Consider the following 26,956-nt stretch of genomic DNA (forward strand, 5'->3'; position numbering starts at 1 on the left):
AAATTGCCGAACTAAAAGTTGCACATCATATAGAGAGCTGTGGCAAAATTAAAGGGGCGCATGCAAAAAATTTTGTAAAATCTCTGCGGTAAATTGTTTACGCAAGTAAAACCCTAGTGGCAATGATTGAATTTTTTCACCGTATTGATTTACGGCCCCTGCTAACGCCTTATTATTTCGCCCTTTTGGACGCAAATGAAGCACTTCTCCTAAACGAGCATTGATCTCATTTAAACGTCCAAGCACAATCAGTTCCATTAACTCTTCCCAGTCTTGTTGTAACTGCTGTTCTTGTTGTTGGGACGGCGACCATAAAATCGGCTGTCCGATATGCCTTTTTTCAAGGGGAATTGACCGCTTACCTTCGACTGGGATCCACAAAACCCGTTGTAATTTATGTTTAACGTGGGAGGTTTGCCATACAATACCGTGATTATCCGTTAAAGGCACAAGGCTGACAAAGGTAGTTTCTAACGGCAATCCTTTTTCATTGACAGGAATGGTTTTCAACTCAATGCCTAAATGGGCAAAATCTTGTTCAGGCTTACTGCCAGCCTTTGCCCCTAACGCCGTTTCAATAAGCATACCCACCCAACCTTTATCTCGACGTAAATCAGGCGGTACAACCATATTCAACAGTTCGGCAATTTCCCCTAGGGTAAAGCCTGCAAGCCATTGAGCTTTGGCGAGAAGCTCTGTTTCTGTGGTGGAATGGGTGGCAAGTTGCATTGAAGTGCGATCTCTTATGCGAAAATAAGCGGTCACTTGATCATAAAAATTTGCAAATTTTTTATCTGAACCGACCGCTAGTTATTCAAATATAATGCTTTTTATTTTACCATATTTTACTAACAATATTTTCATTGAGAACTCTTAGTATTTAAGTTGAAATAAAGTTTGTAAAAAATTAGGGGCTGTCCTAGATAACGACTAAAAGCTCTATTTTAGGTTAAAATAACCAAATGAGAAAAAGTCGTCTAAGTCAGCATAAACAAAATAAACTCATTGAGCTGTTTGTGGCAGGTGTCACTGCTCGAACAACAGCTGAGTTGGTAAATGTAAATAAAACGACAGCAGCCTATTACTTCTATCGTCTGCGATTGCTTATCTATCAAAACAGCCCACATATGGAGATGTTTGAAGGTGAAATTGAAGCCGATGAAAGCTATTTTGGCGGCACTCGCAAAGGTAAACGAGGTCGTGGAGCTGTGGGTAAAACCGCTGTATTCGGGCTTTTAAAGCGTGATGGTAAGGTATATACTGTCGTTGTACCGAATACTCAATCTGCGACACTTTTACCGATTATTCGAGAAAAGGTGAAGCCTGACCGCATTGTTTACACCGATTTTTATCGAAGCTATAATGTTCTTGATGTGAGTGAGTTTAATCATTTTCGTATCAATCACAGTAACTTAAAATCTTAAATTTCCATTTTAAAACAATTAGTTAAGGGCAGCTTAAGTTAGTTATCTAGGACAGCCCCAAAATTTATGAGGAGACAAATATGAACAAAACAAAAAAACTTAGTATTACATTACTTGCTAGTTGCATCTTAGTAGCTTGTGGTGGCGGTGGTTCAAGTGGTGGTCATCAGCAAGCTGTAGATAAAACAGGAAATCCTATTACTAATCAACAAGTAAGTGAAAATAACCCCCAATCTTTGGATAAAAATAATGCTAGCAAAGCTCCCGAAGCAAAAGAGGATAAGCAAATAAAAGAGCCAATTGTTGGTAAGCAATCTAAGGAAAAAATAGAGCCTCCCTCTCAAAAATTGAATGATCAAGATATTTGGCAGGGCTTCTCGAAAAATGGTGGTTATTACGATGCGAACAATTGGGTGAGTATTACCCTTGAAGGCAAAGAAATCAAGCTAGCCCCAGTCAGTGGTAGCAATTCAAATAATAGTAAAATGAATACGTTACGAGATGCCGATGGAAATTTGGTTGGATATTATGGTTATGCGACATTAAATAAAATAAAAGAAAATCAATATAAGCCTGGTGAGAAAGATGTTGAACGCAAATATATGGCTTTACTAGAAGCGAGAGAAGAAGCCAAAACTCTTCCAACTCACGATTTATCTTATCAAGGAAAAATGTACTATGCTCTCAACGCTGCTCCTGAACAAGCTAAAGAGGCTAATGTTACAGCAACCTATAGACATACGAATAAATCAATTTTAATTAATATTTATGGTGTGAATGGAAACGATTTAACTACTAATCAAACAAATGTTAGTGAAAATGGTTCTATTTTCACTCGTTTATATTCGATGAATAAACCAAGAATACCCCTCCCAGGAACGGAATTTAATGGTGGTTTATATGGCAAAAGTGGCGAGATTTTATTAGGAAAAGCTAAACAGGAGGATTCAACACCAAATACCCCTCAAAATAATTGGGAAGGAGTTATTGGGGCAACTGCTACCAAAGACAAATAATAGTTTCTATTGTTAAAAAAATGCCTTTGTTTTCTTTAACAAAGGCATTTTTGTATTCCACTGAATTAACCCTGTTCTGCCAAATCTAACATTTCCTGAGCATTCGCTAACACAGCATCGGTAATTTTTTCCCCTCCTAACAATCGGGCTAAGGCTTTTACTCGTTCTTTTGGTGTCAGCAAGCTCATTTTGGTTTCTGTTTGATTATTTTCAACTTGTTTTTGCACGTTAAAATGATGATTACCGTGACTTGCCACTTGCGGTAAATGGGTCACGCATAGCACTTGGCATTTTTTACCCAACTGGCGTAATAATCTGCCGACCACCGTTGCCGTTGGTCCGCTGATCCCAACATCGACTTCATCGAAAATAATCGTTGGCGTTGAAAGTTTATTCGCCGTTAAAACTTGCACCGCAAGGGAAATCCGTGATAGCTCACCTCCAGAGGCAATTTTGGCTAATGGTTGGGCATTTTGCCCTAAGTTACTGCGAAGATTAAATTCAACGAAATCTGCGCCATTGGCTGATAATTTGTCGAGATTATATTGAATATCAATGAAAAATTCGCCGTTTTCCATTGCTAATTGTTTGATCTGTTTGGTCACTTCGGCTGACAGTTTTTGCCCAGCATCTACCCTCTTGTGATAAATTTTTTCTGCTAATTTAACACATTGTTGATAGGCTTGTTGCTCGTCTGCAATTAACTGTTCTTCATTTTCCGCAAAATCTAATAGGGTTTGTAGCTCTTGTTTTAAGCTCAGATGTTTTTGCCATAACTTATCAGGGGTAATGTGATGTTTGCGAGCCAGTTGCATTGTTTGGCTAATGCGTTGATCTAATTCATTTAATAGCTCAGGATCTTGCTCAATTTTATTGGCAAGATGATTGATTTCGGAACTGGCTTCCTGTACTTGAATTAAGGCTTCATTGAGCATTTCTAATGCCGATTGATATTGGCTATCGACTTCGACTAGCTCTTCTAAATCCCGAATAGCACGATAGAGCATTGTATCTACATTGGCATTATCATCACTTAACAAATTCAATACAGATTGTGACAGTTCCGTTAATTGCTCAGAATTAGCAAGGCGAGCGTGATCTTCTTCTAGTTGCTCAAATTCCCCTTCTTTAATCGCAAATTCATCGAGTTCTTCCACTTGATATTGCAAAAGCTGTTTGCGTGCTTCATTCTCTTGGCATTGTTGATGGAAATTTTTCACCTGCTTATGCAATTTTCGCCAACTATGATATTGCGTTGCCATTTCCGCTAATAATGGGTGTAAATTGGCATAATTATCCACCACTTCAAGCTGATACTCACTTTTCAGTAAGAGCTGTGGAGCGTGCTGACCATTCAAATGAATAAGGTATTGCCCAAGCTCTCGCAGTTGCGAAACTGGGATTGGGTGATTATTGACAAAGGCTTTGGAACGCCCTTCTTGGTTAATCATACGGCGTAAAATGCACTCTTGTGGATTATCTTCATCGAGTAGCTCGTGTTCCTTTAACCATAAATACGCAGGGCTAGTAGGTTGCATAGAAAATGTCGCCGAAATATCCGCTTTATCTGCACCATTACGGATCATCGAACTTTCAGAACGATAGCCTAAGCATAAGCCAAGTGCATCAATCCCGATAGACTTACCAGCCCCCGTTTCCCCTGTAATTACGGACATTCCTTCATTTAATTCAAGGGTTAGGTGACGAACAATTGCAAAATTATTGATGGTTAATTGAGTTAGCATAAGAAAATACCCATACGAAGCACTGTATGAGTATATAGTATCACTGTTTTTATACACAGTAAATAAAATACAGAAAATTTTATGGTAAAGAATAGGACAAATTTATTGTTATTTTGGAAGATATATTCAGATGCAATGTACATTACAAGGAATACATCCGAAATTAGCCCAAGTAATAGGGCTAATTTCATATTGTTGACAAAGATATCTATACTATTTCCATAGCTTAAGATAAATATTAACTACACCAACTCCGCCCTCAATTTCTTGGTCACTTCCACCATCACTTGCAACTGCTCAATGGTTTCTTTCCAGCCACGGGTTTTTAAGCCGCAGTCTGGGTTTACCCATAAGCGTTCTTTCGGCACCACTTTCAAGGCTTTACGCAATAAGTGTTCGATCTCTTCCGCTTTGGGTACGCGTGGGCTGTGAATGTCGTACACGCCTGGTCCGATGTCGTTCGGGTATTTGAAATCGGCAAAGGCGGTGAGTAATTCCATATCGGAGCGTGAGGTTTCGATGGTAATCACGTCTGCATCTAAGCCGGCAATCGCGGGTAAAATGTCGTTGAACTCGGAATAACACATATGGGTGTGGATTTGGGTGTCATCTTGCACGCCCATATAGCTTAAACGGAAGGCTTCACCCGCCCATTGCAAATAAGCATCCCAATCTGACCGCTTGAGTGGTAAGCCTTCACGGATTGCTGGTTCATCAATTTGGATCACTTTGATCCCTGCAGATTCTAAATCCAACACTTCGTCCGATAACGCCACGCCGATCTGTTTGCAGACTGTTGAGCGTGGAATATCGTTACGCACGAACGACCATTGTAAAATCGTCACAGGCCCTGTCAGCATTCCTTTCATCACTTTGTTGGTGAGGCTTTGAGCATATTGCGACCAACGCACCGTCATCGGTTCAGGGCGAGCTACATCACCATAAATCACTGGCGGTTTGACACAGCGTGAGCCGTAACTTTGCACCCAGCCGAATTTGGTAAAGGCAAAGCCGTCAAGCAATTCACCGAAGTATTCTACCATATCGTTACGTTCCGCTTCGCCGTGAACCAGCACATCTAAGTCTAACTCTTCTTGGCGACGAACCACATATTCAATCTCTTTTTTCATCGCCGTTTCGTAATCCGCAAGGCTTAAATCGCCTTTCTTAAAGCTCGCACGAGCGTGGCGGATTTCGCTGGTTTGTGGGAATGAACCGATATTTGTCGTTGGTAAAAGCGGTAAGTTTAGCCACGCATTTTGCTTCGCAATACGTTCTGCAAATGGCGATTGACGGCGATCCGCCCCTTCAGGTAAGTTGGCTAAACGTGCCGCCACTTCTGCACGGTGGATCTCTTTTGATGTCGCTCGGGCATCAGCTGCCGCTTGGCTTGCGTCTAATTGTGCTTGTACCGCTGCTCGACCTTGTTCAAGTGCGGTCTTAATTACCGACAATTCTTCGACTTTTTGTAGCGTAAAGGCAAGCCATTGATATAGTTCAGGTTTATTCGCTTGTAATTGCGTTTCCACCGCTAAATCATAGGGCGTATGCAACAATGAGCAGCTTGGGGCAATCCATAAACGCTCGCCTAATTTCGCTTTTAACGGCTCAAGCAGATCTAACACCTGATTTAAGTTCGCACGCCAAATGTTACGCCCGTCAATCACGCCTGCCGAAAGCACTTTGCTGTAATCTTCAAAGGCAGCAAGCTGTTCAGGGGAACGGATTAAATCTAAGTGCAAGCCATCAACCGCTAAGCCTTTGAGCAACTCTGCGTGTTCTGCCACCGAACCGAAATAGGTCGCTAATAACAATTTCGCATCCACTTGGCTTAATTCCGCATAGACCGCTTGATAAGCCGCCAGCCATTGTGCCGGTAAATCTAAGGCTAAAGCCGGCTCGTCAATTTGAATCCATTCCACGCCTTCCGCCGCAAGTGCGGTTAAAATTTCACGGTAAACAGGCACAAGTTTGTTTAATAACTCAAAACGATTAAATGCTTCGCCTTTCTCTTTGCCTAACCAAAGGAAGGTTAATGGCCCGACAATCACAGGTTTGACATTTAAGCCTAAGGCTTTCGCTTCACGGATTTGATTAACGTAGTGAGCAGGGTTGGCTTTAAATTCGGTATTTTTGTGGAACTCAGGCACGAGATAGTGGTAGTTGGTATCAAACCATTTGGTCATCTCAATGGCAAATTGATCTTTGTTACCACGCGCCAGTTGGAAGTATTGCGAAAGGGTTAAATTTTGGCTGTCAAACCCAAAACGTGCAGGAATTGCTCCCGTTGCTACTTGTAGATCTAAAATATGATCGTAAAAGGTGAAATCGCCCACCGCCACAAAATCAGCATTTGCAGCCGCTTGGTGCCGCCAGTTTTTCTCACGCAAGGCTTTGGCTAAATCTAATAAATCTTGTTCTGCAATTTCACCACGCCAGTAACGTTCCTGTGCAAATTTTAATTCACGTTTCGCCCCAACGCGTGGAAAGCCTAAGATGTGGAATGTTGTCATAATGTGTTCTCCTTTGATAGATTTGATATTTCTTTTATTTAGACGTTTAGCCGTCTAAATGGCTAGTTGTATAATCTACAAAATAACAACATTATGCAAGTTCATAATTTTCACAAACATTATGAAAATTTTTCATGGTGACTTATACACCCAAGCTCGAAAATCATTCAATATACCTTATGGGTATAGATGGAATAGATAGAGATTTTTTCTCTAAAGATTTATTAGCATTTCTTCAAAATCCACTTCAACTCTCAACGCCTCTAACATCGCTTTCCCCCTCGGCAGCACTTCAACCTCCGCCAATAACGCCACCGCTTCGCTCAAACTGCTAGCGGTTGGATAAGTCGCATTTTTTGCAAAAAATTCGGCACAATCGACCGCTTGTTGATTGAATAGACTAAACAGCAGTTGTTGCAGATTTTGTTCGCGTAAACAAGTTGGGACTTTTTGAATGGTAAGGCGAGTTTGTCCTTGCCACTGTTTTGTTTGAATATCAAAACCCAAGTCTGCCAAAGCGGTTTGCGATTGTTGCCAAGACGCTGTTTGCTGTTCATCAAGGGTTAAACTTAGCGGTATCAACAGAGCTTGATTTTCCCTTTTGGCTAACTCAGCTTGTAGTTTTAATTGAGCCAATTTTTCAAGGGAAAGCAGATAAAAGGTTTCGCCCTGTTTCATCAACAATGCTTTCTGTTTCACTACCGCTAAGGCTTGAGCATAGGGCGTGACCGGCTCGGCTATCGGTTCAACAAGCGGTGTGATCTTGGCTGTTTTTGACAAATCTTGAACAGGTTCTGACCGCTTATAGTCTTGCATAGGCGATGTAGAAAGCAATTCGCCATACCACTTCTGTTCGCTTTTGCTTACCCCTGATGAGCGAGTATTGCTGTAATTTGGGCGTTCTGCGTGAGTTGATGAAGTCAAGCGTGGTTCACGATAACTGTGAGCGAAAATATTCTGCCCCGAAGCCACACGGTTGGTGTCGGCAATATAATTCGGCAAGGTCTCGCTGACATTCGTTGTCAGAGGTAAATGATGTTGATCTTCAAGAGCATTCAAAACACCTTGGTAGATGAAATCGTGGACTAAGCGACTTTGGTGAAAACGCACCTCGTGTTTTGCAGGGTGAACATTAACATCAACGTGGCTTGGGTCAAGATCTAAAAATAGCACAAAGGCAGGGTAATGATCCTTCGGCAACCGTTCCCCATAGGCTTGACGAATAGCATGGTTGATCGTTTTATCTCGCATCATTCGCCCATTGACGTAGCTGTAACAGAGATCGTTTTGCACTCTCGCTAAACTTGGTGAGCCGACCCAGCCGTAAATATGTAGATCGTCGTGTTGCCAATCAATGTGTACCGACTGCTGAATAAACTCATCACCGCAAATCGTTGCAACCCGTTTTTGTTGCTGTTCAAGCTGTTGTGTCGCCACCGCTTTGTAGTAACGCACTTTTTTCTCATTATGGGTCAGCGTAAAAGTCACATTCGGTTTTGCTAATGCAATACGGCGAACCACTTCATCAATATGGGCAAATTCGGTTTTATCGGTACGCAAAAATTTACGGCGAGCAGGGGTATTGAAGAACAAGTTAGCCACTTCAATAGTCGTGCCGACAGGGTGAGAAGCAGGCTTGATTTCAACCTCCATTTCACGCCCTTGTGCATAGGCTTGCCACGCTTCTGCCTGATATTCGGGGCGAGAAGTGAGCGTTAAACGGGACACCGAGCTGATACTGGCTAAGGCTTCACCACGAAAGCCCAGACTTAAAATGCTCTCCAGATCTTCAAGAGTAGCAATTTTGCTGGTGGCGTGACGAGCCAAAGCCAAAGCGAGATCTTGCTTGCCGATCCCACAGCCGTTATCTCGAATACGGATCAACTGCGATCCACCTTTCTCAATATCGATCTGAATTTGCGTTGCCCCTGCGTCCAAGCTGTTTTCTACCAGCTCTTTAACCACCGACGCAGGACGTTCCACCACTTCGCCTGCGGCAATTTGGTTGGCGAGTTGGGGAGGGAGGATTTGAATAAGGGGTTTAGATCCTTTAACGCTCATATGTAAGAAAAATAGAGATAATTTGAAATAGATTCTATCACAAATAATATTTATTACGTTGAGTATCAAATAAATTCTCTTATTCTATTTCTATGCTTATTAGAATTAGCTTTTACACATTAAATTTTATGAGATTTGATACGATGCTTACTATTCTCAAATAGATAAGCTGTAGGAAAGCATTTTTATGCAAATCAAAAAAACCGACCAAGCGGTCGGTTTTCCAAAAAATTTGCAAATTTGTTTAAAAAGCAATTACGCTAATTTTTTGATTTGAGCAGCTAACTTAGATTTGTGGTTAGCTGCTTTGTTAGCGTGGATTAAGCCTTTAGATGCCATACGATCCACAACTTTTTGCATTTCAACGAAAGCCGCTTCTGAAGCTGCTTTATCACCAGTTGCTACTGCTGCGTATACTTTTTTGATGAAGGTACGCATCATTGAGCGTTGGCTTGCGTTATGTTGGCGGCGTTTTTCTGATTGAACCGCACGTTTTTGTGCTGACTTGATATTAGCCAAGGTCAAACTCCTAAAAATATCTGTGTAAAAATAAAAACATAAAAAACAATTTTTTATGCAGTGCTATCGATAGTTTAAATTCATTTTCAACGAGACACGGGCTTGAAAATAACATCGTTTCACACAAGAAATGTTCTTGAGTAAAAGATAGAGGCGGATTCTAGCAGTTTTTTTCTGATTTTCCTATAACAAACTGCTAAAATTCCGATCAATTTTTTAAGAAGATAAAGAGAACAAATTGTGAGCAAGAAATTATTAAGATCAGGAATGATTGTTAGCGGTATGACCCTACTTTCTCGTATTCTTGGTTTAGTGCGTGATGTGGTGGTTGCCAACTTACTGGGTGCAGGCGTTGCCGCCGATGTATTTTTATTCGCCAACCGCATTCCTAACTTTCTTCGCCGTTTATTTGCCGAAGGGGCTTTTTCTAAAGCCTTTGTGCCTGTTTTAGCGGAATATAATGCCGATAATGATCCAGACAAAACTCGTGAATTTATTGCAAAAGTATCGGGAACGTTGGGGGGATTAGTCACTGTTGTCACCTTAGTCGCAATGCTTGCTTCCCCTGTGATTGCTGCATTATTTGGTACGGGCTGGTTTTTAGATTGGCTCAATGATGGACCTGATGCAGAAAAATTTACCCAAGCCTCGTTGTTACTCAAAATTACATTTCCTTATTTGTGGTTTATCACTTTTGTTGCATTATCGGGGGCGATTTTAAATTCGTTAGGTAAATTTGGTGTAATGGCGTTTTCCCCTGTTCTGTTAAATGTGGCAATTATTTGCGTTGCAATTTGGGGAAAAGATTTCTTTGCCTCGCCCGATACGGCACTTGCCTGGGGGGTATTTTTAGGTGGCTTATCACAATTCCTATTCCAAATCCCTTTTATGAAAAAGGAAGGTTTATTGGTTAAACCTAAATGGGCTTGGCATGATGAAGGGGTAAAGAAAGTTCGCAACTTAATGATTCCTGCCTTATTCGGTGTATCTGTTACCCAACTGAACTTGCTCATTAATCAGATTATTGCCTCATTTTTAATCACAGGCTCAATCAGTTGGCTCTACTATGCTGACCGTTTAATTGAGTTCCCACTTGGATTATTCGGTATTGCTATCTCTACGGTGATCTTGCCTAGCTTATCTCGTATTGCCAAACAGAAAGATTTGACGGAAGAACAACGTAAATTTAACTTTGAGCAAACAATGGACTGGGGTGTTCGTATGGTATTACTGCTTGGTATTCCTGCGATGGTTGGAATGATGATCCTTGCTCAACCGTTGATAATGACGATGTTTATGCACGGGAAATTTCAACTCAATGATGTTATCGCTTCTTCGCAAGCTCTGTTTGTGATGTGCTTTGGCTTAATTAGCTATATGTTAATTAGTATTTTGGCGAACGGCTTTTATGCTAACCAAAACACCAAAACACCAGTCAAAATCGGTATGATTGCAGCGGTAAGTAATATCTGTTTTGGTGTACTGGCTATTCCTTTCGGTTTTATTGGACTAGCAATGGCTTCGGCACTTTCCGCTGCGGTAAATGCTGGCTTACTTTATCGTGGCTTAGCTCAAAAGGGCATTTATAAAGTCACAACAACCACGGCAATTTTTACCCTTAAACTGCTGATTGCTGCCTGTGTAATGGGGGCGTTAGTGTCCTATTTTTCTCCGGATTTAACAGGTTGGAACACATTGAATTTTTGGGCGAAAGTCCATTGGCTTGCGTGGTTAATTGTACTTGCTGCAATCAGCTATTTTGCCACTCTTGGGGTGCTTGGTATGCAAATAAGATCATTCAAGGTAAATTAAAGTGACTATTTTTAGATCGTATAGCAATATGAGAATATACATTGCTACACGATATTTTGTACATTAACTTTCAATCCCCTCAAACAACAAGGTACTTAAATAACGTTCTGAGGCGGAAGGTAAAATGGCCACAATTGTCTTATCCGCAAATTCAGGTAATTTTGCTAAACGATCTGCGGCAGCGACAGCTGCACCAGATGAAATCCCGACCAAAATACCTTCTTCGGCTAACAAACGACGAGCGGTTGCAATGGCGGTTTCGCTATCCACTTGCTCAACACGGTCGATCAAACTTAAATCCAAGTTTTTCGGAATAAAGCCTGCACCAATGCCTTGAATTTTGTGTGGACCTGGTTTGATTTCTTCTCCGTTTAACGTTTGTGTAATCACTGGCGACTCGGCTGGCTCAACCGCTACGCTGATGATTTGTTTACCTTTATCTTGCTTGATATAACGGCTTACTCCCGTGATCGTACCGCCCGTACCAACACCTGCGACAAAGGCATCAATATTGCCTTCTGTTGCTTCCCAAATTTCAGGACCTGTCGTCTGCTGGTGAATAGCTGGGTTTGCTGGATTTTCAAACTGTTTAAGCATAATATAACGGTTCGGATCACTCGCAATAATTTCTTCAGCTTTGGCAATCGCCCCCTTCATTCCTTTTGCCCCTTCGGTTAGCACCAAATTTGCCCCTAAGCCACGCAGCAATCGACGACGCTCAATACTCATTGTTTCAGGCATTGTTAATGTCAATTTATAACCACGAGCAGCCGCTACATAGGCTAGCGCAATGCCAGTGTTACCACTGGTGGCATCGACAATTTCCTTATCTTTCGTCAAGATACCATCTTTTTCTGCCTGCCATACCATATTTGCACCAATTCGGCATTTAACACTAAAACTTGGGTTACGAGCTTCTACTTTAACCAATAAATTCCCGTTGTGACCGAAATTCTTTAAACGAACAATCGGGGTATTTCCTATCGTTTGTGAGTTGTCTGCATAAATTGTCATTGTTATGTTCCTCGTGCTAGTTTGAATGTGGTTAGCATACGGATTTTTAGCCTAATGTTAAGGATAAGAATGGCATTTAATATAACTAAAAGAAATAACAAGCGGAGATTTTCTCAGGGAATTTTGCAACCACTGACGCAAATGGTATAGTAACCCTTTATTTCTAACGCTTAGATTGACCAATGAAAAAACAGCAATCCACTCAAAAACGCACGCTTACTCAGCTCATTTCCCTTGTGGTGATCGGTATTTTTTCCGTCATTACTTGGTTTAACAATGAAAAGAAAGAACAAGAACGTAAGCAACCAACGCCAGCACCAACGGTTTCACTAAGCACCAACAATGTTGAAATCCCAAGCCAGTTAGGCAATTACGATACCAATATGGCAAAAGATAAGTTTGGGCAAAACCGCCAAGCCTCTGTGGATTACTATATGTTAGCACTTTCGTGGTCGCCAAGTTTTTGCGAAGAACAGAGAAGCAAAAATAACGGAAACGTTCCAGCTCATCTTGCATTGCAATGCAACCAAGCCTCGAAATTTGGTTGGGTTATTCACGGTTTATGGCCACAATCGGCAACGGCAAGATCAGCTGATGAACACCCACGTTTCTGCCAAGGCGATTTGGCTCAACTACCTGAAAATCTGATTAAACAATATCTACCAGAGTCCCCAGGGGCAAGTTTGTTACAAGGACAATGGGAAAAACACGGAGCCTGTGCGTTCAATAATGCAGAAGACTATTTTGAGAAACAGAAACAACTTTTCCGTAGCCTCAACCTACCAGGACAAGAACTCTCACGCAAAGAACTATTTGCGTGGTTAAAAAAATTTAACCCACAGCTTAAAGAGGCTTATCTTGGAGCTAGTCGCAACGAACTTTATATTTGTTACGACAAGAGCTGGAACGTAATGGATTGTCCTCGCTAGTGCAACATCTTCGTGAACTCAAAATGCAAGTCCAACGCCAGTTAAAACGAGATTTGGACAAAGCGAACCGCTATTTTAACAAACACTTTACGCCCCCAACGGTAAGTTACACCGTACGGGGGCGAAAAGCTGGCGTGGCTTACTTGCAACAAAATGAAATTCGCTTAAACCCTATTTTATTGAGTGAAAATAGCTCAAACTTCGTGCAACAAGTTGTCCCACACGAACTTGCTCACCTGCTGGTTTATCAACAATTCGGACAAGTACAGCCACACGGCAAAGAGTGGAAAATGATGATGAAAGACGTTCTCGGCGTACCTGCCGAAACGTACCATTGCTTTGATGTCGCCAATGTTGTAGGACAACAATTCCCCTACCGTTGCGGTTGCCAAACGCACTTTTTATCAATCCGCCGTCACAACGCTATTATGCAACACAAGCGGTCTTATATTTGCAAAAAATGCAAAGAGGTGTTGGTGTTGAAGGTCAAGTGAACATTGCTACTTAAGAAAACGTTCCATCTGAATCATAAATGTCGACTTTTAGGTATAGTAGACAAATTTTTTCTGAACTGTTTTGTCTACTATACCTAATATCTCAGGGCAATCAATATAGCTACAAAGCATTTTTTAAAGCCTCTCGAATAAGTTGCTCACTTGTTGATTCAGATTTCTTGTTTACTTTTTTAACCATTTTTTCAGCATCTGCTGCCTTATATCCTAATGAAATCAAAGCATCAATCGCTTCATTTACTGGGCTCATAGACTCCATTGATAAAAGATTTCCTGATGGTTGTAAAATAGAAATTTCATGATGAAATAAAGTTGAAAATTTTCCTTTCAATTCAACCAACAAACGCTCTGCCGTTTTACGTCCAATCCCTGGTATTTTGATAAGTTTTGCTAATTCTTCCTGTTCTATAGCAGACATAAATTCAGAAACTGACATTGCTGACAAAATAGCTAATGCTAACTTAGGTCCTACACCGTTTGTTCTAATTAGTTCACGAAATAGCATACGCTCTTGCTTCTGAACAAATCCAAATAAAAGGTGCGCATCTTCTCGGATTACCAGATGAGTGAAAATCATGGTATCTTCATTAAGATCAGGTAGATTATAGAAACTAGTCATTGGCATCAATACTTCATAACCCACTCCTTGAACATCAAGTACCATTGATGGAGGAGATTTTTCAATAATCCTACCACAAAGTCTTCCAATCATTTTTGTTTATCCATTAAGTAATAGGGCAATTAGAATAATAGAAAATAAGATCACAGTATTTTATTTTTTAATACACAAATAAAATAAATTTCCCGATAGATAACCATTCTGAAAGGAAAACTGAGATCAAAAAGGCTGTGTTCCGTACTCCTAAAAACACACCCTAAACCACAGATTCTCTAATTTACCGCAAAATTATTTCGGTGCGCCGATTGGCAACACAGTGCGTCCAAAACTTTCATTAAGAATTTCAGCAGCGGCTAAATAGAATGCTAATAATGCAGTTAATAAGCCGAAGTTACCACCAATGTGGGTAATGGTTGCATTGTGAGTGAAATCACCTGCTGCTAATAGGTAGAATGTGATGGTAAGCGCAAGGAAAATCGCTTGTAACGCACGCGGTTTTGTTAAGGTGCCGAAGAACATCATTAAAGTAAATGTACCCCAAACGACTAAGTACCAACCGATAAATTCAGGTGATACGGTTGCACCGAAGAACACTTTTAATAATGCAAATGACCACCAGAATGCACCATAGCTGATAAATGCAGTGAAACCAAAAGTGTTACCTTTTGAATATTCAAACATACCTGCAATCATTTGTGCAGTACCGCCGAAAGCAAAGCCCATTGCAAGCACTAAGCCTACATTTTCGCCACCGAAAGTACCGTTGTTGATTAAACTCAATAGCCACGTTGTTAATGCGAAACCACATAAACCAAGTGGACCAGAATTTGCTGTTGCTGTATTATGAGCAGACATTTTTTAACCTCTAATTAACGCTTTGTTCTAAGTAAATTCCAGTATTTTTCATAAGTTTCAACGGCATCGCCGACATCACTTTGTAAAACACCTTTTTCAATTTCTGCAAGCGGTGGGAAAATCAGTGGATCTTGCACTGTTTCTGCAGGTAATAATGCCTTCACATTTTCGTTAGGCATTGAGAAACCCATCGTTTCAATTACCATTTTTGCACTTTCAGGACGCAACAAGAAATCAATAAATTTATGTGCTGCTTCCTTATTTTTTGCATTTTTAGGAATGACGTAATTATCCATCCAAATTACCGCCCCTTCTTTTGGGAAGATAAATTTTAAGTCTGGATTTTCACTCTTCGCTCTATATGCCGAACCTGTCCATTGCATTCCAATCGCAACTTCGCCTTGTAAATAAGGCATTTCAGGAGAATCCGAGTTAAATACAAGTACATTTGGCACAAGTTTTGTTAAACGCTCGTAAGCAGTTTTAATTTCATCAGCATTAGTGGTGTTCGGTGATTTACCGTCTAACAATAATGCCATATGAAACACTTCACGAGAGTCATTCATCAGCAATACCTTGCCTTTGAATTCTGGTTTCCATAAGTCGCCCCAGCTTGTAATCGTGCTCGGATCAATGTCTGATGCATTCACACCAATACCCGTTAAGCCATAGACATAAGGAAGTGAGTATTTGTTTTCAGGGTCAAACTCTTTACCCATTAAGGCTTTGCTTACGTTGTGGAAATTGCTCAATTTGCTTTTATCAATTTCGGCTAACATTCCGTCTTTTGCCATTTTCCCAACATAATAGCTTGACGGGAAAACAATGTCGTAACCTGACCCATTCGTTAATTTTAACTTTGAGTACATTTCTTCGTTACTTTCAAAGGTGGAGTAGATCACCTCAATTCCCGTTTCTTTGGTAAATTGTTCGAGTAAAGAAGATGGAACATATTCTGTCCAGTTATACACATACAATTTTTCGGCTGCCTGTGCAGTAAGTGCAAGAAATGCAACGCCTGCGACAGCAAGTTTATTCAAAAATGATTGAGCAAATTTAACCAATCTTCAAATCCTCTTAATGAAAAAGATAAATGATTTCTTTGCAAAGATCGGCAGCTAAACGACCGCTTGTTTGCAAATTCCTCTTGCTGAAAAGCGGTGAAGTATAGCGATTTTGTGGCGATTTTTCTATCAAAAGTTATCAAAAGGAATAAAAAAGCGACCCGAAGATCGCTTTTCTAGCAAGAGATTACGCCTCACAACTACTACAACTTAACAAGTTACGGTTAAACACTTGTGCCGCACTCATTGAGTATTGGTAGTAAATTGATTTCAAGCCCAATTCTTCTGCTGTTAAGTAAAGTTGGTTTAAATCACGAGCAGGGGTAGCAGGGTGAACCATAATGTTAATACTTTGCCCTTGGTCAATGTATTTTTGACGCTGTGCCGCTTGCTGAATAACGCTTAACTGACTGATTTCAGAGAAAGTTTTAAAGACCTCTTTTTCGTGTTCAGAGAGCTGTGTTAAATGCTGAACAGAGCCATCGTTCAATAAGATACTTTCCCAAATTTCTTCGGTATCTAACCCTTTTTCTCTGAGAAGTTGCTCTAAGAATGGGTTTTTATAAACCGTTTTAATCTTCGCTAAGTCTTTAACATAGTAGTTTGATTTAAACGGTTCAACCGACGGCGACACACTACCTAAAATAAAGCTACTTGATTTTGTCGGAGCAATACTCATTAAGGTGGTATTACGACGACCATAGCCTTTTAACAATTCAGGTTCACCAAAGCGTTGAGCAAGTTCTTCTGAAGCCTTCATTGTCTTTTCTTTCAACGTTTTAAAGATGATGTTGTTTTTCTGCATTGCCTCAAAACTATCAAAAGGAATATTATTGGCTTGTAAATAACTATGCCAGCCTAACACACCAATTCCTAATGCACGGTGACGTTTAGCAAAACGATTTGCACGGTCAAGGAATGGAATTTCAGCACTTTTCTCAATAAATTCCGACATTACTACATCTAAGAAGTAGGTTAATACTTCAGGAGCATCAGTATCTTTCCACTCATCAAAATAAAGCAAGTTCATTGAAGATAAGCAACAAACGAAACTCTCTTCATTATTTGACGGTAACATAATTTCGGTACACAAATTCGAGGCGTGAACCGTCATATTTTTATCTTTATACACATCAGGACGACCTGCATTTGCATTGTCTTTGAAGAACAGATATGGAATGCCCGTTTCTGTTTTACGTTGCAAAATTTTCGCCCAAAGTTGTCGCTTGTATGGATCACCTGCTTTCATTGACTCAAGCCAGTCGTGTCCAACACATACGCCATAGTACATTAACTGAATTGGATTACCTTCGGTATGAATATCCAACCACTCATCAATGTCGCCGTGTTCAATATCAATGTAGCCTGCGAATTGTCCTTTACGAGAAGTACCTTGTGAAATAACATCGATCACCGTATCAAACAACTTACTAAAGTTAAATGAACCGTCTGATTTTCCGTTATTTTTAATCAAACTACCACGCGGACGAATATCACCAAAATAGGCTGACGTACCGCCACCGATTTTACTCATCATACCCACTTCAGCGGTTGTCACCATAATTTCGTGGATCGAATCGCCAATATAGCTACCAAAACACGAAATCGGCAAGCCACGATCTAAACCGAAGTTTGACCAAATCGGCGAAGAGAGCGAGAAATAGCCACGTCCCATATAGTAGTAGAACTTGTCTGCATAGCCTTCAATACCTAGCTTACGCTCTGCGTGTTCTGCAATAAAACGAATACGATCTAAAGCAGTTGTTCCTTCCAACAAATAGCCACGTTGCAAGAAAAGACGGCTATCGTCATTCAACCACTCAAAATCAGGACGGTTTACGTTAGTGTAGCCAAGTTGGAATAACTTTGGCTGATAATAATCATTAGAATAAGTCATCGGCAGTAATCTGTTTCATTTTTTTACTATAATCGGTACTACGTTTGTTAAAGAAATCTGTTTCTTTAGTTGAAATAATTTCAATATCAAACCACTCTGTTTCTTTTAACAACTCAGGATCTACATCGTATGGTGGTTCTAACCCCAAAATAGATAATGAATTGTTATAGCGATTCATAATATAGTTTTCGACGGTTTTACGAGAAATAAAACTTAAATCACCCTCTTCAAAAATCCAGTCTAAAATGCCTCTCTCAGCTTCAAAGGCTTGTTGAGATAAAGTTTTGAGTTCTTCAAAAAACTCAGGGGTAAATAATTCACTATGCTCATCACTCAAAATTTCATATAACGCAATACCAAAACGCCCGTGAATTTCTTCTTCTTTTGAAGTCGCTTCCACTGCATTAGAAATCCCTTTAAACAGATTTTTATGCTTATTGAAAGACATCATAATAATGAACTGACCAAACAACGAAATATGCTCAACGAACAACGAGAACAACACAAGAGATAGCACAAACTGCCCTTTGCCTGTATCCTTCTCACGCATAAAATCTTCCATATAACGAATACGTTTCATCAACGGCTCAATTTCCGTGATTTGCGTAAACATATCGTTTAAGCCTAATTTTTCTAACAAGAAAGAGTAAGCATCTTTATGGCGAACCTCACTTTCCGCAAAAGTTCCCCCCACATCGTCCATCTCTGGTTTTGGGAAATAATGATATAGCTCACCCCAGAAACGTTTAACGTTCACTTCCACCTGTGAAATTGCCAACATTGCACGGGTTAAAACGTGGCGTTCGTGGTCATTAATATTAGTACGGTAATCTTGAATATCCCCCGTAAAATTAAATTCGGTATGCAACCAGTACGAGTGACGAATTGCATCTTTAAACTCAAGTAATTCGGGGTATTCATAAGGTTTGATTTGAATGCGTTTTTCAAAAATGTTGCGTGCCATAATGATTTGAGCTTCGTGGTTGATTATTCAATGGGGAGTATTTTAGAGATATTTTTTCGTTCTACAAGATCTTGACAAATGGCTATCCCTGATTGTGTCGTCCTAGTGATTGATTTTAAAAGGAAAAATTTTTTGTAAAAATTCAGTTTCGCTCAAAAACTATATCTTGTGTTTTTAAAAATTAGAAACACAAGATATAGTGGTTGCAAGTGGTTGGATTTGGTTATTTTTTACAAAAACTTGATATGATGAACTATTGCATAATATTCATTTTGTAGGAGCTGAGTTCCCTCAGCCCTTATCCAATTATCTTAAAATTAATCCATCTCACTCATCAAACTCGCATTTCCACCAGCGGCAGCGGTATTAATGCTGATAGCTTTTTCGTGTAGTAATGGGAATAATGAAAGGGCAAGGTCAAGATTTTCCACATAGGTGAGAATTGCCCCTGTGCGTTCTGCATAGTGAGCTTTTTCTTCTAATGAAAGCGGTTCAAGCACAATCAAGCTACTTAAATTTGCTAAGCTATTGAAATCATTGCTAATAATCACTAAGCCTGCAAAATGCTGAGCCTGTTTAGCCAGTGGCGAATTAGAATGTACCACAGCACGGCTACCCGACACCACTACGGCAATCAAGGCTTGAATTTGTTGCTCTAGTGAGCCATTACCGATTGCAATAACTGGGCGAGCTTCAAATTGCATAAAGTTTACTTCCCCTGTAATCCCTTGCATTTTAAAGACTTTCCCTAACGGCGACTGGCGAGAAAGACTTGCAATAAGATCTTGGGCATTTTGTAATTCTGTGCCTGAAAGCACCGCTTGTATGCCTGTGAGTAAGCCTGAAGTGTCGGCTGGTTTGCCTCCTTCTAAACCCGATAATGTCCATTCACAGCGATTAACTAAGCGTTGTAGGTAAAGTGGCCCACCGGCTTTTGGCCCTGTGCCAGATAATCCCATTCCGCCAAATGGCTGAACCCCGACGACTGCCCCTACGGTATTTCGATTAACATAGAGATTGCCTGCGTAAATACTTTCAAGCCATAAATCCACGGTTTCATCAATACGGCTATGTAAGCCACTGGTTAAGCCAAAGCCTGTCGAGTTAATGTCTGCCATCACTTGCGGTAGATTATCTGCATCAAATCGGATAACGTGTAGCACAGGGCCAAATACCTCGTGTTTTAATTGATTGATATGCTCAATTTCGAGTAGCGTCGGCGGTACAAAAATGCCAGTTTGAGACAGTTTAGGATCAATCGGAACTTGATAGCACGATTTCGCCACTTTTTTCATTTCGTCGATATGATTAAGCAGACGCTCTTGGGCGACTTTATCAATCACAGGACCAACGTCTGTATTAAGATTTTGCGGTCTGCCGACTTTTAACTCTGCCATTGCCCCTTTGAGCATTGTCAGGATATGCTCTGCGACATCACGTTGCAAATAAAGCACTCGCAATGCAGAACAACGTTGTCCTGCCGAATCAAAGGCTGAGTTTAAAATATCAGCAACCACTTGTTCAGCTAACGCAGAACTATCGACAATCATCGCATTTTGTCCGCCTGTTTCAGCGATAAGCGGTACGATATGGGCTGATTTTTGCAAATTGCGATTGATGTTTTTAGCGGTATCCGTTGAACCTGTGAAAATCACGCCATTTACTCGTGGATCGCTCACTAAAGCAGAGCCGATCACTTTTCCGCTACCGGTTAAACATTGTAAGGCTTGCTCAGGGATACCTGCTTGATGAAATAAACTCACGGCATAATATGCCATTAAGGAGGTTTGCTCTGCAGGTTTAGCTAATACCACATTACCAGCCACTAAGGCCGAGGAGACTTCGCCCACAAAAATTGCAAGCGGGAAGTTCCACGGACTAATAGCAACAACAATTCCTCTCGGATTGCGATAACCTTCAGGGTTTTGACGAACTTCTTTTGCATAATAACGGCAGAAATCGACCGCTTCTCGCACTTCGGCAATCGCATTATTTAAGGTTTTGCCAGCTTCTCGTACGGCTAAATCAAAGAGCTGAGGCATATTTGCTTCCATCAAATCTGCCATTTTTTCAAGTGCTTCGGCTCGAACTATAGGGGACGTGTTTTGCCACTCAGCTTTAAACTGTTCCGCAACTGCAAAGGCTTTTGCCACATCATTTTCTGTTGCCTCAATCACCTCACCGACCACTTCTGCGATATTTGCAGGGTTGTGAACTTGGCGAGAATGAAGATTTTCAGTTTTTTCGCCTGCAATTTGTGGCTCGGCACGATATTGTCGGCTTGCAAGTTGATTTAATTCCGCTTCTAATGTTTTTAAGTGGATCGCATCGGTTAAATCATAGCCTTTAGAATTTTGACGTTGTTCCGCAAAAAGTTTAACTGGCAATGGAATTTTCGGGTGCATTGTGCCTTCGGTTATTTGGGCTTTTGCTACAGGATCGCAAGCTAAATCATCAATACTGAGATTTTCATCGACAATCTGATTAACAAAAGAGCTGTTCGCCCCGTTTTCTAATAAACGACGAACCAAATATGCTAAGAGCGTTTGATAAGAACCTACCGGGGCATAAATTCGGCATTGAACATTGAGATTATGTGAGCCAACAACTTCATCATACAAAGTTTCCCCCATTCCGTGTAAGCACTGGAACTCAAAATGTTTACCCTGTGCTAAATGGTAAATGGTTGAAAGGGTTTGAGCGTTATGGGTAGCAAATTGCGGATAAATCACATCTTGTGCCGACAATAATTTTTTCGCACAAACAACATAGTTTAAGTCTGTATGGACTTTACGAGAAAATACGGGATAACCTTCTGCACCATCAGCTTGAGCGCGTTTTACTTCGCTGTCCCAATAAGCCCCTTTCACTAAGCGGATCATCAATTTACGGTGGTTCGCACGGGCTTTCTCAATCAAATAATCAATCACATAAGGACAACGTTTTTGATACGCCTGAACCACAAAACCGATACCAGCAAAGTCAGCTAAATCAGGATCGGCAATCAAGCGGTCCATCAAATCCAAAGAAAGCTCTAGACGATCCGCTTCTTCCGCATCAATGTTCAAACCGATGTCGTACTGTTTAGCTAATAAAAACAGATCTTTCAAACGTGGATAAAGTTCATCAATTACCCGCTTGTGTTGAGCTAAACTATAGCGAGGGTGAATAGCCGAGAGCTTAACCGATACCCCGGAAGATTTATACACCCCTAGACCGCGAGAAACCGCCCCCACAGCGTGAATAGAAGCAACATAATCATCATAATAGCGTTTAGCATCTTGTTCTGTGAATGCCGCCTCACCTAACATATCGTAGCTATAACGATACCCCATTGCGAACCGCTTCTCGCCATTTTTAATCGCCTGCTGAATGGTTTCCCCTGTCACAAATTGTTTGCCTAACAAACGCATTGCCACATCAACCCCTTTACGAATAAGCGGTTCTCCGCCTTTTTGAATAAGGCGAGAAAGCGAAGAAGCCAGACTACTTTCACTGTGGGTAGCTACCAGTTTACCCGTAACAACTAACCCCCACGCTGCAGCATTGACAAATAGAGAAGGGCTATTGCCAACGTGGGAACGCCAATCCCCTTTGGCAATTTTGTCACGGATTAATTTATCGGCTGTCGCTTTGTCCGGAATACGCAATAACGCCTCAGCAAGACACATCAATGCCACACCCTCTTCACTAGACAGGGAAAATTCGTGCATCAACGCATCAACACCACTGGCTTTCTGACGAGCATTTCTGACTTTTTCAACGAGTTTTTTAGTAAGCGTTTTAATGCCTTCGGCGTGTTCATCTACTCTAGCTTGCGGAATAAGTTGTTTGACGAGTTGCTCTTCATCACAACGATAGTGTTCACTTAACGTTGGGCGAATAGCGGTACCTTGAGGCAAAATATGATAATGAGATGTGGCTGACATTGTTTTTCTCCCGTTTCATTGTTGTTATTGAGATGATTGCAAAATATCACTGCAATCTCACCGCTTGTTAAAAGCAAAAAACGGCTTGCCAAATGGCAAACCGTTTCTAGATAAATTATTTCATTGCATCTGCATAGGCTTTTTCAGCTTTATCAAACGTTTCCACGATTTCTGCTTTAGGGGCAGGGGTAATCAAAGAAACCACGATGATTGCGATAAAGGCAAGGATAAAGCCGGGGATCATTTCGTAGACAGCACTCTCAGGTAATAATTTATCCCAAAATACCACCACTAAAGCCCCGACTAACATTCCAGCCATTGCACCAGCCGCATTCATTCGCTTCCAGAAAAGCGAAAGAATAACCACAGGTCCAAAAGCACAGCCAAAACCTGCCCACGCATTTTCAACTAATTTTAATACTTGGCTTGTTGGATCTTGAGCAATGGCAATGGCAATCACTGAAATCACGAGAACCATCATACGACCTAACCAAACTAGCTCTTTTTGACTTGCATTTGGTCTAATCATACCTTTATAGAAATCTTCTGTAATCGCACTTGAACAGATCAACAACTGACAACTTAATGTACTCATTACCGCTGCTAAAATTGCTGATAATAAAATCCCAACAATCCAAGGATTAAAGAGTAATTTAGATAATTCAATAAAGACTTGTTCATTATTTTGATTAACCACAGCCGCCTGTTCAGGATTTGCGAAGAAGTAGGCTTGCCCAAAGAAGCCGATCCCTACCGCACCAAATAAACAGATAATCATCCAAGTCATACTAATACGACGAGCATTTGGCATTGATTTCACACTATCTGCAGCCATAAAACGAGCTAAAATATGTGGCTGACCAAAATAACCCAATCCCCAAGCAGCTAAACTTAATAGACCGACAAAGGTTGTGCCTGTGAATATATCAGTAAAATCCTTACCGACATATTGCCCTGCAGCAATAATCACATTATGCGTATCCGCAAAGCCACCTAAATGAATTAACACAAAAATAGGGGTTAAGAAAAGAGCAAATAACATCAGACTAGCTTGAATAGTATCCGTCCAGCTTACCGCTAAGAAACCACCAATAAAGGTATAGATGATAGTGGCTAATGCACCATACCATAACGCTGTGGCATACGGCACGCCAAATAAATTTTCAAATAATCTTGCCCCTGCGACTACGCCCGAAGCACAGTAAATGGCAAAGAAAAATAGAATAATAGTAGCAGACACAATTTTGAGGATTTTTGTGTTATCGCCAAAACGGTGATGGAAATAGTCAGGCAAAGTTAAAGCATTCGTATTGTATTCCGTATGCATACGCAAACGACCAGCTACAAATAACCAGTTAAGGTAAGCACCTATGGTCAAGCCAATTGCAATCCAGCCCTCAACCAAACCTGCCGCATAAACCGCACCAGGTAAACCCATTAATAACCAGCCAGACATATCTGATGCCCCTGCTGATAACCCTGTTACAAAACTACCTAATCGACGACCGCCTAAAATATAGTCCGATGAATTATTCGTAAATCGATAAGCAACAAAACCAATTAAGACCATTCCGATAATATAAATCAGAAACGTCGTTGTTGTCGGATCAAAGCCAAACATAAGGTTTCTCCCTAGTAATACAAAATTCTAAACTGTCCAATATAGCAGAAATCACAGCATCTTAACTTTTCCTTTTAATCAACTGACTACTATTTGTCCTACATCTTAAATTTGTTCAAGTATAGAACAAAAAAATTTATTTTGTAACATTTTTTAAACTTTTTAATTAAAATTATACAAAAATGAGAGTGTTGTATATTCACTCTATTTATTTGCTCTAACCGTTATCAAGGACGCCCCTTTAAAATTTTCCCTAAAAACAAAAAACCGCAGGCTATCTCTAACCTGCGGTTTTTCTCTTTAATAAAACCCCGACGATGCTCTACTCTCACATGGGGAATCCCCACACTACCATCGACGTTACAGCTTTTCACTTCTGAGTTCGGTATGGAATCAGGTGGGACAACTGCACTATTGTCGTCGGGAAAATCTTTTGATGATTCTCTCTATCTTCTTTTTTCTGTTCTTTAAGGGCAAATATAATTTGCCCCTACATCTTTCTGTTCTTTAAGGGCAAATGTAATTTGCCCCTACATCTTTCTGTTCTTTAAGGGCAAATGTAATTTGCCCCTACATCTTTCTGTTCTTTAAGGGCAAATGTAATTTGCCCCTACACTATTCTAATTTCGAAACAAGCTGTTCTGAGTCTCTTTGTTTTATTTTGTTTAGTTAGTTTGTTGCTTTTATTCAGCTCTCTCACGTCTACTTCAAAAACGCTTGAGGTTGTATAGTTAAGCCTCTCGGGCAATTAGTATCTGTTAGCTCAACGGCTCACACCGCTTACACACCAGACCTATCTACGTCGTAGTCTTCAACAACCCTTACTAGCTTATAGCTAGGGAGAACTCATCTTAAGGCGAGTTTCGTGCTTAGATGCTTTCAGCACTTATCTCTTCCGCATTTAGCTACCCAGCAATGCCTCTGGCGAGACAACTGGTACACCAGTGATGCGTCCACTCCGGTCCTCTCGTACTAGGAGCAGCCCCTCTCAATTCTCCAACGCCCACGGCAGATAGGGACCGAACTGTCTCACGACGTTCTAAACCCAGCTCGCGTACCACTTTAAATGGCGAACAGCCATACCCTTGGGACCTACTTCAGCCCCAGGATGTGATGAGCCGACATCGAGGTGCCAAACACCGCCGTCGATATGAACTCTTGGGCGGTATCAGCCTGTTATCCCCGGAGTACCTTTTATCCGTTGAGCGATGGCCCTTCCATTCAGAACCACCGGATCACTATGACCTGCTTTCGCACCTGCTCGACTTGTCTGTCTCGCAGTTAAGCTTGCTTATACCATTGCACTAACCTCACGATGTCCGACCGTGATTAGCAAACCTTCGTGCTCCTCCGTTACGCTTTGGGAGGAGACCGCCCCAGTCAAACTACCCACCAGACACTGTCCGAGACCACGTTTCGTAATCTTCGTTAGAACATCAAACGTTAAAGGGTGGTATTTCAAGGACGACTCCACAAGCACTGGCGTGCCTGCTTCTAAGTCTCCCACCTATCCTACACATCAAAATTCAATGTTCAGTGTCAAGCTATAGTAAAGGTTCACGGGGTCTTTCCGTCTAGCCGCGGGTACACCGCATCTTCACGGCGATTTCAATTTCACTGAGTCTCGGGTGGAGACAGCCTGGCCATCATTATGCCATTCGTGCAGGTCGGAACTTACCCGACAAGGAATTTCGCTACCTTAGGACCGTTATAGTTACGGCCGCCGTTTACTGGGGCTTCGATCAGGAGCTTCTCTTTCGATAACACCATCAATTAACCTTCCAGCACCGGGCAGGCATCACACCCTATACGTCCACTTTCGTGTTTGCAGAGTGCTGTGTTTTTAATAAACAGTTGCAGCCAGCTGGTATCTTCGACTGGTTCAGCCTTCGGAGGTATACTCTTACAACCTACGCCAGCGCACCTTCTCCCGAAGTTACGGTGCTATTTTGCCTAGTTCCTTCACCCGAGTTCTCTCAAGCGCCTGAGTATTCTCTACCTGACCACCTGTGTCGGTTTTCAGTACGGTTTAGTAAAGCCTTTCGCTTAGTGGCTTTTCCTGGAAGCGTGGTATCAGTTACTTCATTTCCGTAGAAACTCGTCATCATCTCTCAGTGTTATGGAAGTCCGGATTTGCCTAAACTTCCCACCTACCAACTTAAACAGACATCCAACAGTCTGCTAACCTAACCTTCTCCGTCCCCACATCGCAGCTTTACCAAGTACGGGAATATTAACCCGTTTCCCATCGACTACGCTTTTCAGCCTCGCCTTAGGGGCCGACTCACCCTGCCCCGATTAACGTTGGACAGGAACCCTTGGTCTTCCGGCGAACGAGTTTTTCACTCGTTTTATCGTTACTTATGTCAGCATTCGCACTTGTGATATCTCCAGCATACTTCTCAATACACCTTCATCGACTTACACAACGCTCCCCTACCCAACAGGCGTATCACAAATAT

Annotated in this window: 17 protein-coding genes, 2 rRNA genes and 1 pseudogene (1 of these 20 only partly in view); 5 read left to right on the forward strand and 15 right to left on the reverse strand. The window is 41.2% G+C overall.

The window, feature by feature from the left end; all coding sequences use genetic code 11:
• Positions 1–48: 48 nt before the first annotated feature.
• On the reverse strand, positions 49–729 hold the full coding sequence (gene mutH / locus J1G47_RS09190; protein ID WP_207326860.1) for a DNA mismatch repair endonuclease MutH: 681 nt from the start codon (positions 727–729) through the stop codon (positions 49–51).
• 233 nt (positions 730–962) lie between these two features.
• On the opposite strand from mutH, the pseudogene J1G47_RS09195 reads away from it, so the two are divergent.
• Positions 963–1,409, forward strand: a pseudogene (locus tag J1G47_RS09195) (IS1595 family transposase); the annotation flags it as partial.
• Between the two features lie 95 nt (positions 1,410–1,504).
• Positions 1,505–2,440, forward strand: coding sequence for a hypothetical protein (locus J1G47_RS09200; RefSeq protein WP_207326593.1), 936 nt, complete (start codon positions 1,505–1,507; stop codon positions 2,438–2,440).
• A 65-nt stretch (positions 2,441–2,505) separates the two neighbouring features.
• On the opposite strand, the gene recN is transcribed toward J1G47_RS09200, so the two are convergent.
• The 4 genes from recN to rpsT form a co-directional block, all read right to left on the reverse strand.
• Entirely contained in the window at positions 2,506–4,185 is a 1,680-nt protein-coding gene (gene recN, locus J1G47_RS09205; RefSeq protein WP_207326594.1) for a DNA repair protein RecN, read from the reverse strand.
• 242 nt (positions 4,186–4,427) lie between these two features.
• Complete coding sequence (metE, locus tag J1G47_RS09210) at positions 4,428–6,698, reverse strand: 5-methyltetrahydropteroyltriglutamate--homocysteine S-methyltransferase (protein WP_160555679.1); 2,271 nt, start codon at positions 6,696–6,698, stop codon at positions 4,428–4,430.
• A gap of 213 nt (positions 6,699–6,911) precedes the next feature.
• On the reverse strand, positions 6,912–8,759 hold the full coding sequence (gene mutL, locus J1G47_RS09215; protein ID WP_160416662.1) for a DNA mismatch repair endonuclease MutL: 1,848 nt from the start codon (positions 8,757–8,759) through the stop codon (positions 6,912–6,914).
• Between the two features lie 255 nt (positions 8,760–9,014).
• A complete protein-coding gene (rpsT, locus tag J1G47_RS09220; protein ID WP_005713402.1) occupies positions 9,015–9,278 on the reverse strand; it encodes a 30S ribosomal protein S20 in 264 nt (87 codons plus the stop codon).
• Between the two features lie 240 nt (positions 9,279–9,518).
• On the opposite strand from rpsT, the gene murJ reads away from it, so the two are divergent.
• Entirely contained in the window at positions 9,519–11,090 is a 1,572-nt protein-coding gene (gene murJ / locus J1G47_RS09225; protein ID WP_160414629.1) for a murein biosynthesis integral membrane protein MurJ, read from the forward strand.
• Between the two features lie 63 nt (positions 11,091–11,153).
• On the opposite strand, the gene cysK is transcribed toward murJ, so the two are convergent.
• Positions 11,154–12,104, reverse strand: a complete 951-nt coding sequence (gene cysK, locus J1G47_RS09230; RefSeq protein WP_015939738.1) for a cysteine synthase A — start codon at positions 12,102–12,104, stop codon at positions 11,154–11,156.
• A gap of 182 nt (positions 12,105–12,286) precedes the next feature.
• Between cysK and J1G47_RS09235 the strand changes: the two genes are divergently transcribed.
• Both J1G47_RS09235 and J1G47_RS09240 read left to right on the forward strand, forming a co-directional pair.
• Positions 12,287–13,033 (forward strand): ribonuclease T2 family protein, encoded by a 747-nt coding sequence (locus J1G47_RS09235; RefSeq protein WP_021109986.1) that lies wholly within the window; start codon positions 12,287–12,289, stop codon positions 13,031–13,033.
• 23 nt (positions 13,034–13,056) lie between these two features.
• Positions 13,057–13,527: a SprT family zinc-dependent metalloprotease gene (locus J1G47_RS09240; RefSeq protein WP_035490105.1), complete on the forward strand. Its 471-nt coding sequence runs from the start codon at positions 13,057–13,059 to the stop codon at positions 13,525–13,527.
• A gap of 121 nt (positions 13,528–13,648) precedes the next feature.
• Here the strand turns inward: J1G47_RS09240 and ruvA are convergent, their stop codons facing one another.
• The 9 genes from ruvA to J1G47_RS09285 form a co-directional block, all read right to left on the reverse strand.
• Positions 13,649–14,257, reverse strand: coding sequence for a Holliday junction branch migration protein RuvA (gene ruvA, locus J1G47_RS09245; protein WP_010787153.1), 609 nt, complete (start codon positions 14,255–14,257; stop codon positions 13,649–13,651).
• A gap of 195 nt (positions 14,258–14,452) precedes the next feature.
• The gene (locus J1G47_RS09250) at positions 14,453–15,019 is read right to left on the reverse strand and encodes an acetate uptake transporter (protein ID WP_035493665.1); all 567 of its coding nucleotides are present in this window, start codon (positions 15,017–15,019) and stop codon (positions 14,453–14,455) included.
• Positions 15,020–15,033: 14 nt separating this feature from the next.
• Positions 15,034–16,083, reverse strand: a complete 1,050-nt coding sequence (locus J1G47_RS09255; RefSeq protein ID WP_016528377.1) for an extracellular solute-binding protein — start codon at positions 16,081–16,083, stop codon at positions 15,034–15,036.
• Positions 16,084–16,270: 187 nt separating this feature from the next.
• The gene (locus J1G47_RS09260) at positions 16,271–17,980 is read right to left on the reverse strand and encodes a ribonucleoside-diphosphate reductase subunit alpha (protein ID WP_005713415.1); all 1,710 of its coding nucleotides are present in this window, start codon (positions 17,978–17,980) and stop codon (positions 16,271–16,273) included.
• A complete protein-coding gene (locus J1G47_RS09265; protein ID WP_005713418.1) occupies positions 17,967–18,944 on the reverse strand; it encodes a ribonucleotide-diphosphate reductase subunit beta in 978 nt (325 codons plus the stop codon). The genes J1G47_RS09260 and J1G47_RS09265 overlap by 14 nt, the downstream gene beginning before the upstream one ends.
• A gap of 317 nt (positions 18,945–19,261) precedes the next feature.
• On the reverse strand, positions 19,262–22,873 hold the full coding sequence (putA, locus tag J1G47_RS09270) for a bifunctional proline dehydrogenase/L-glutamate gamma-semialdehyde dehydrogenase PutA (RefSeq protein ID WP_075592414.1): 3,612 nt from the start codon (positions 22,871–22,873) through the stop codon (positions 19,262–19,264).
• A 115-nt stretch (positions 22,874–22,988) separates the two neighbouring features.
• Positions 22,989–24,494, reverse strand: a complete 1,506-nt coding sequence (putP, locus tag J1G47_RS09275; protein ID WP_207326595.1) for a sodium/proline symporter PutP — start codon at positions 24,492–24,494, stop codon at positions 22,989–22,991.
• 309 nt (positions 24,495–24,803) lie between these two features.
• Positions 24,804–24,919 (reverse strand): 5S ribosomal RNA (gene rrf, locus J1G47_RS09280).
• A gap of 302 nt (positions 24,920–25,221) precedes the next feature.
• Positions 25,222–26,956 (reverse strand): 23S ribosomal RNA (locus J1G47_RS09285); it runs 1,282 nt beyond the window's last position.

The organism is Glaesserella parasuis (assembly GCF_017352235.1).
Taxonomy (GTDB): Bacteria; Pseudomonadota; Gammaproteobacteria; order Enterobacterales; family Pasteurellaceae; genus Glaesserella; species Glaesserella parasuis.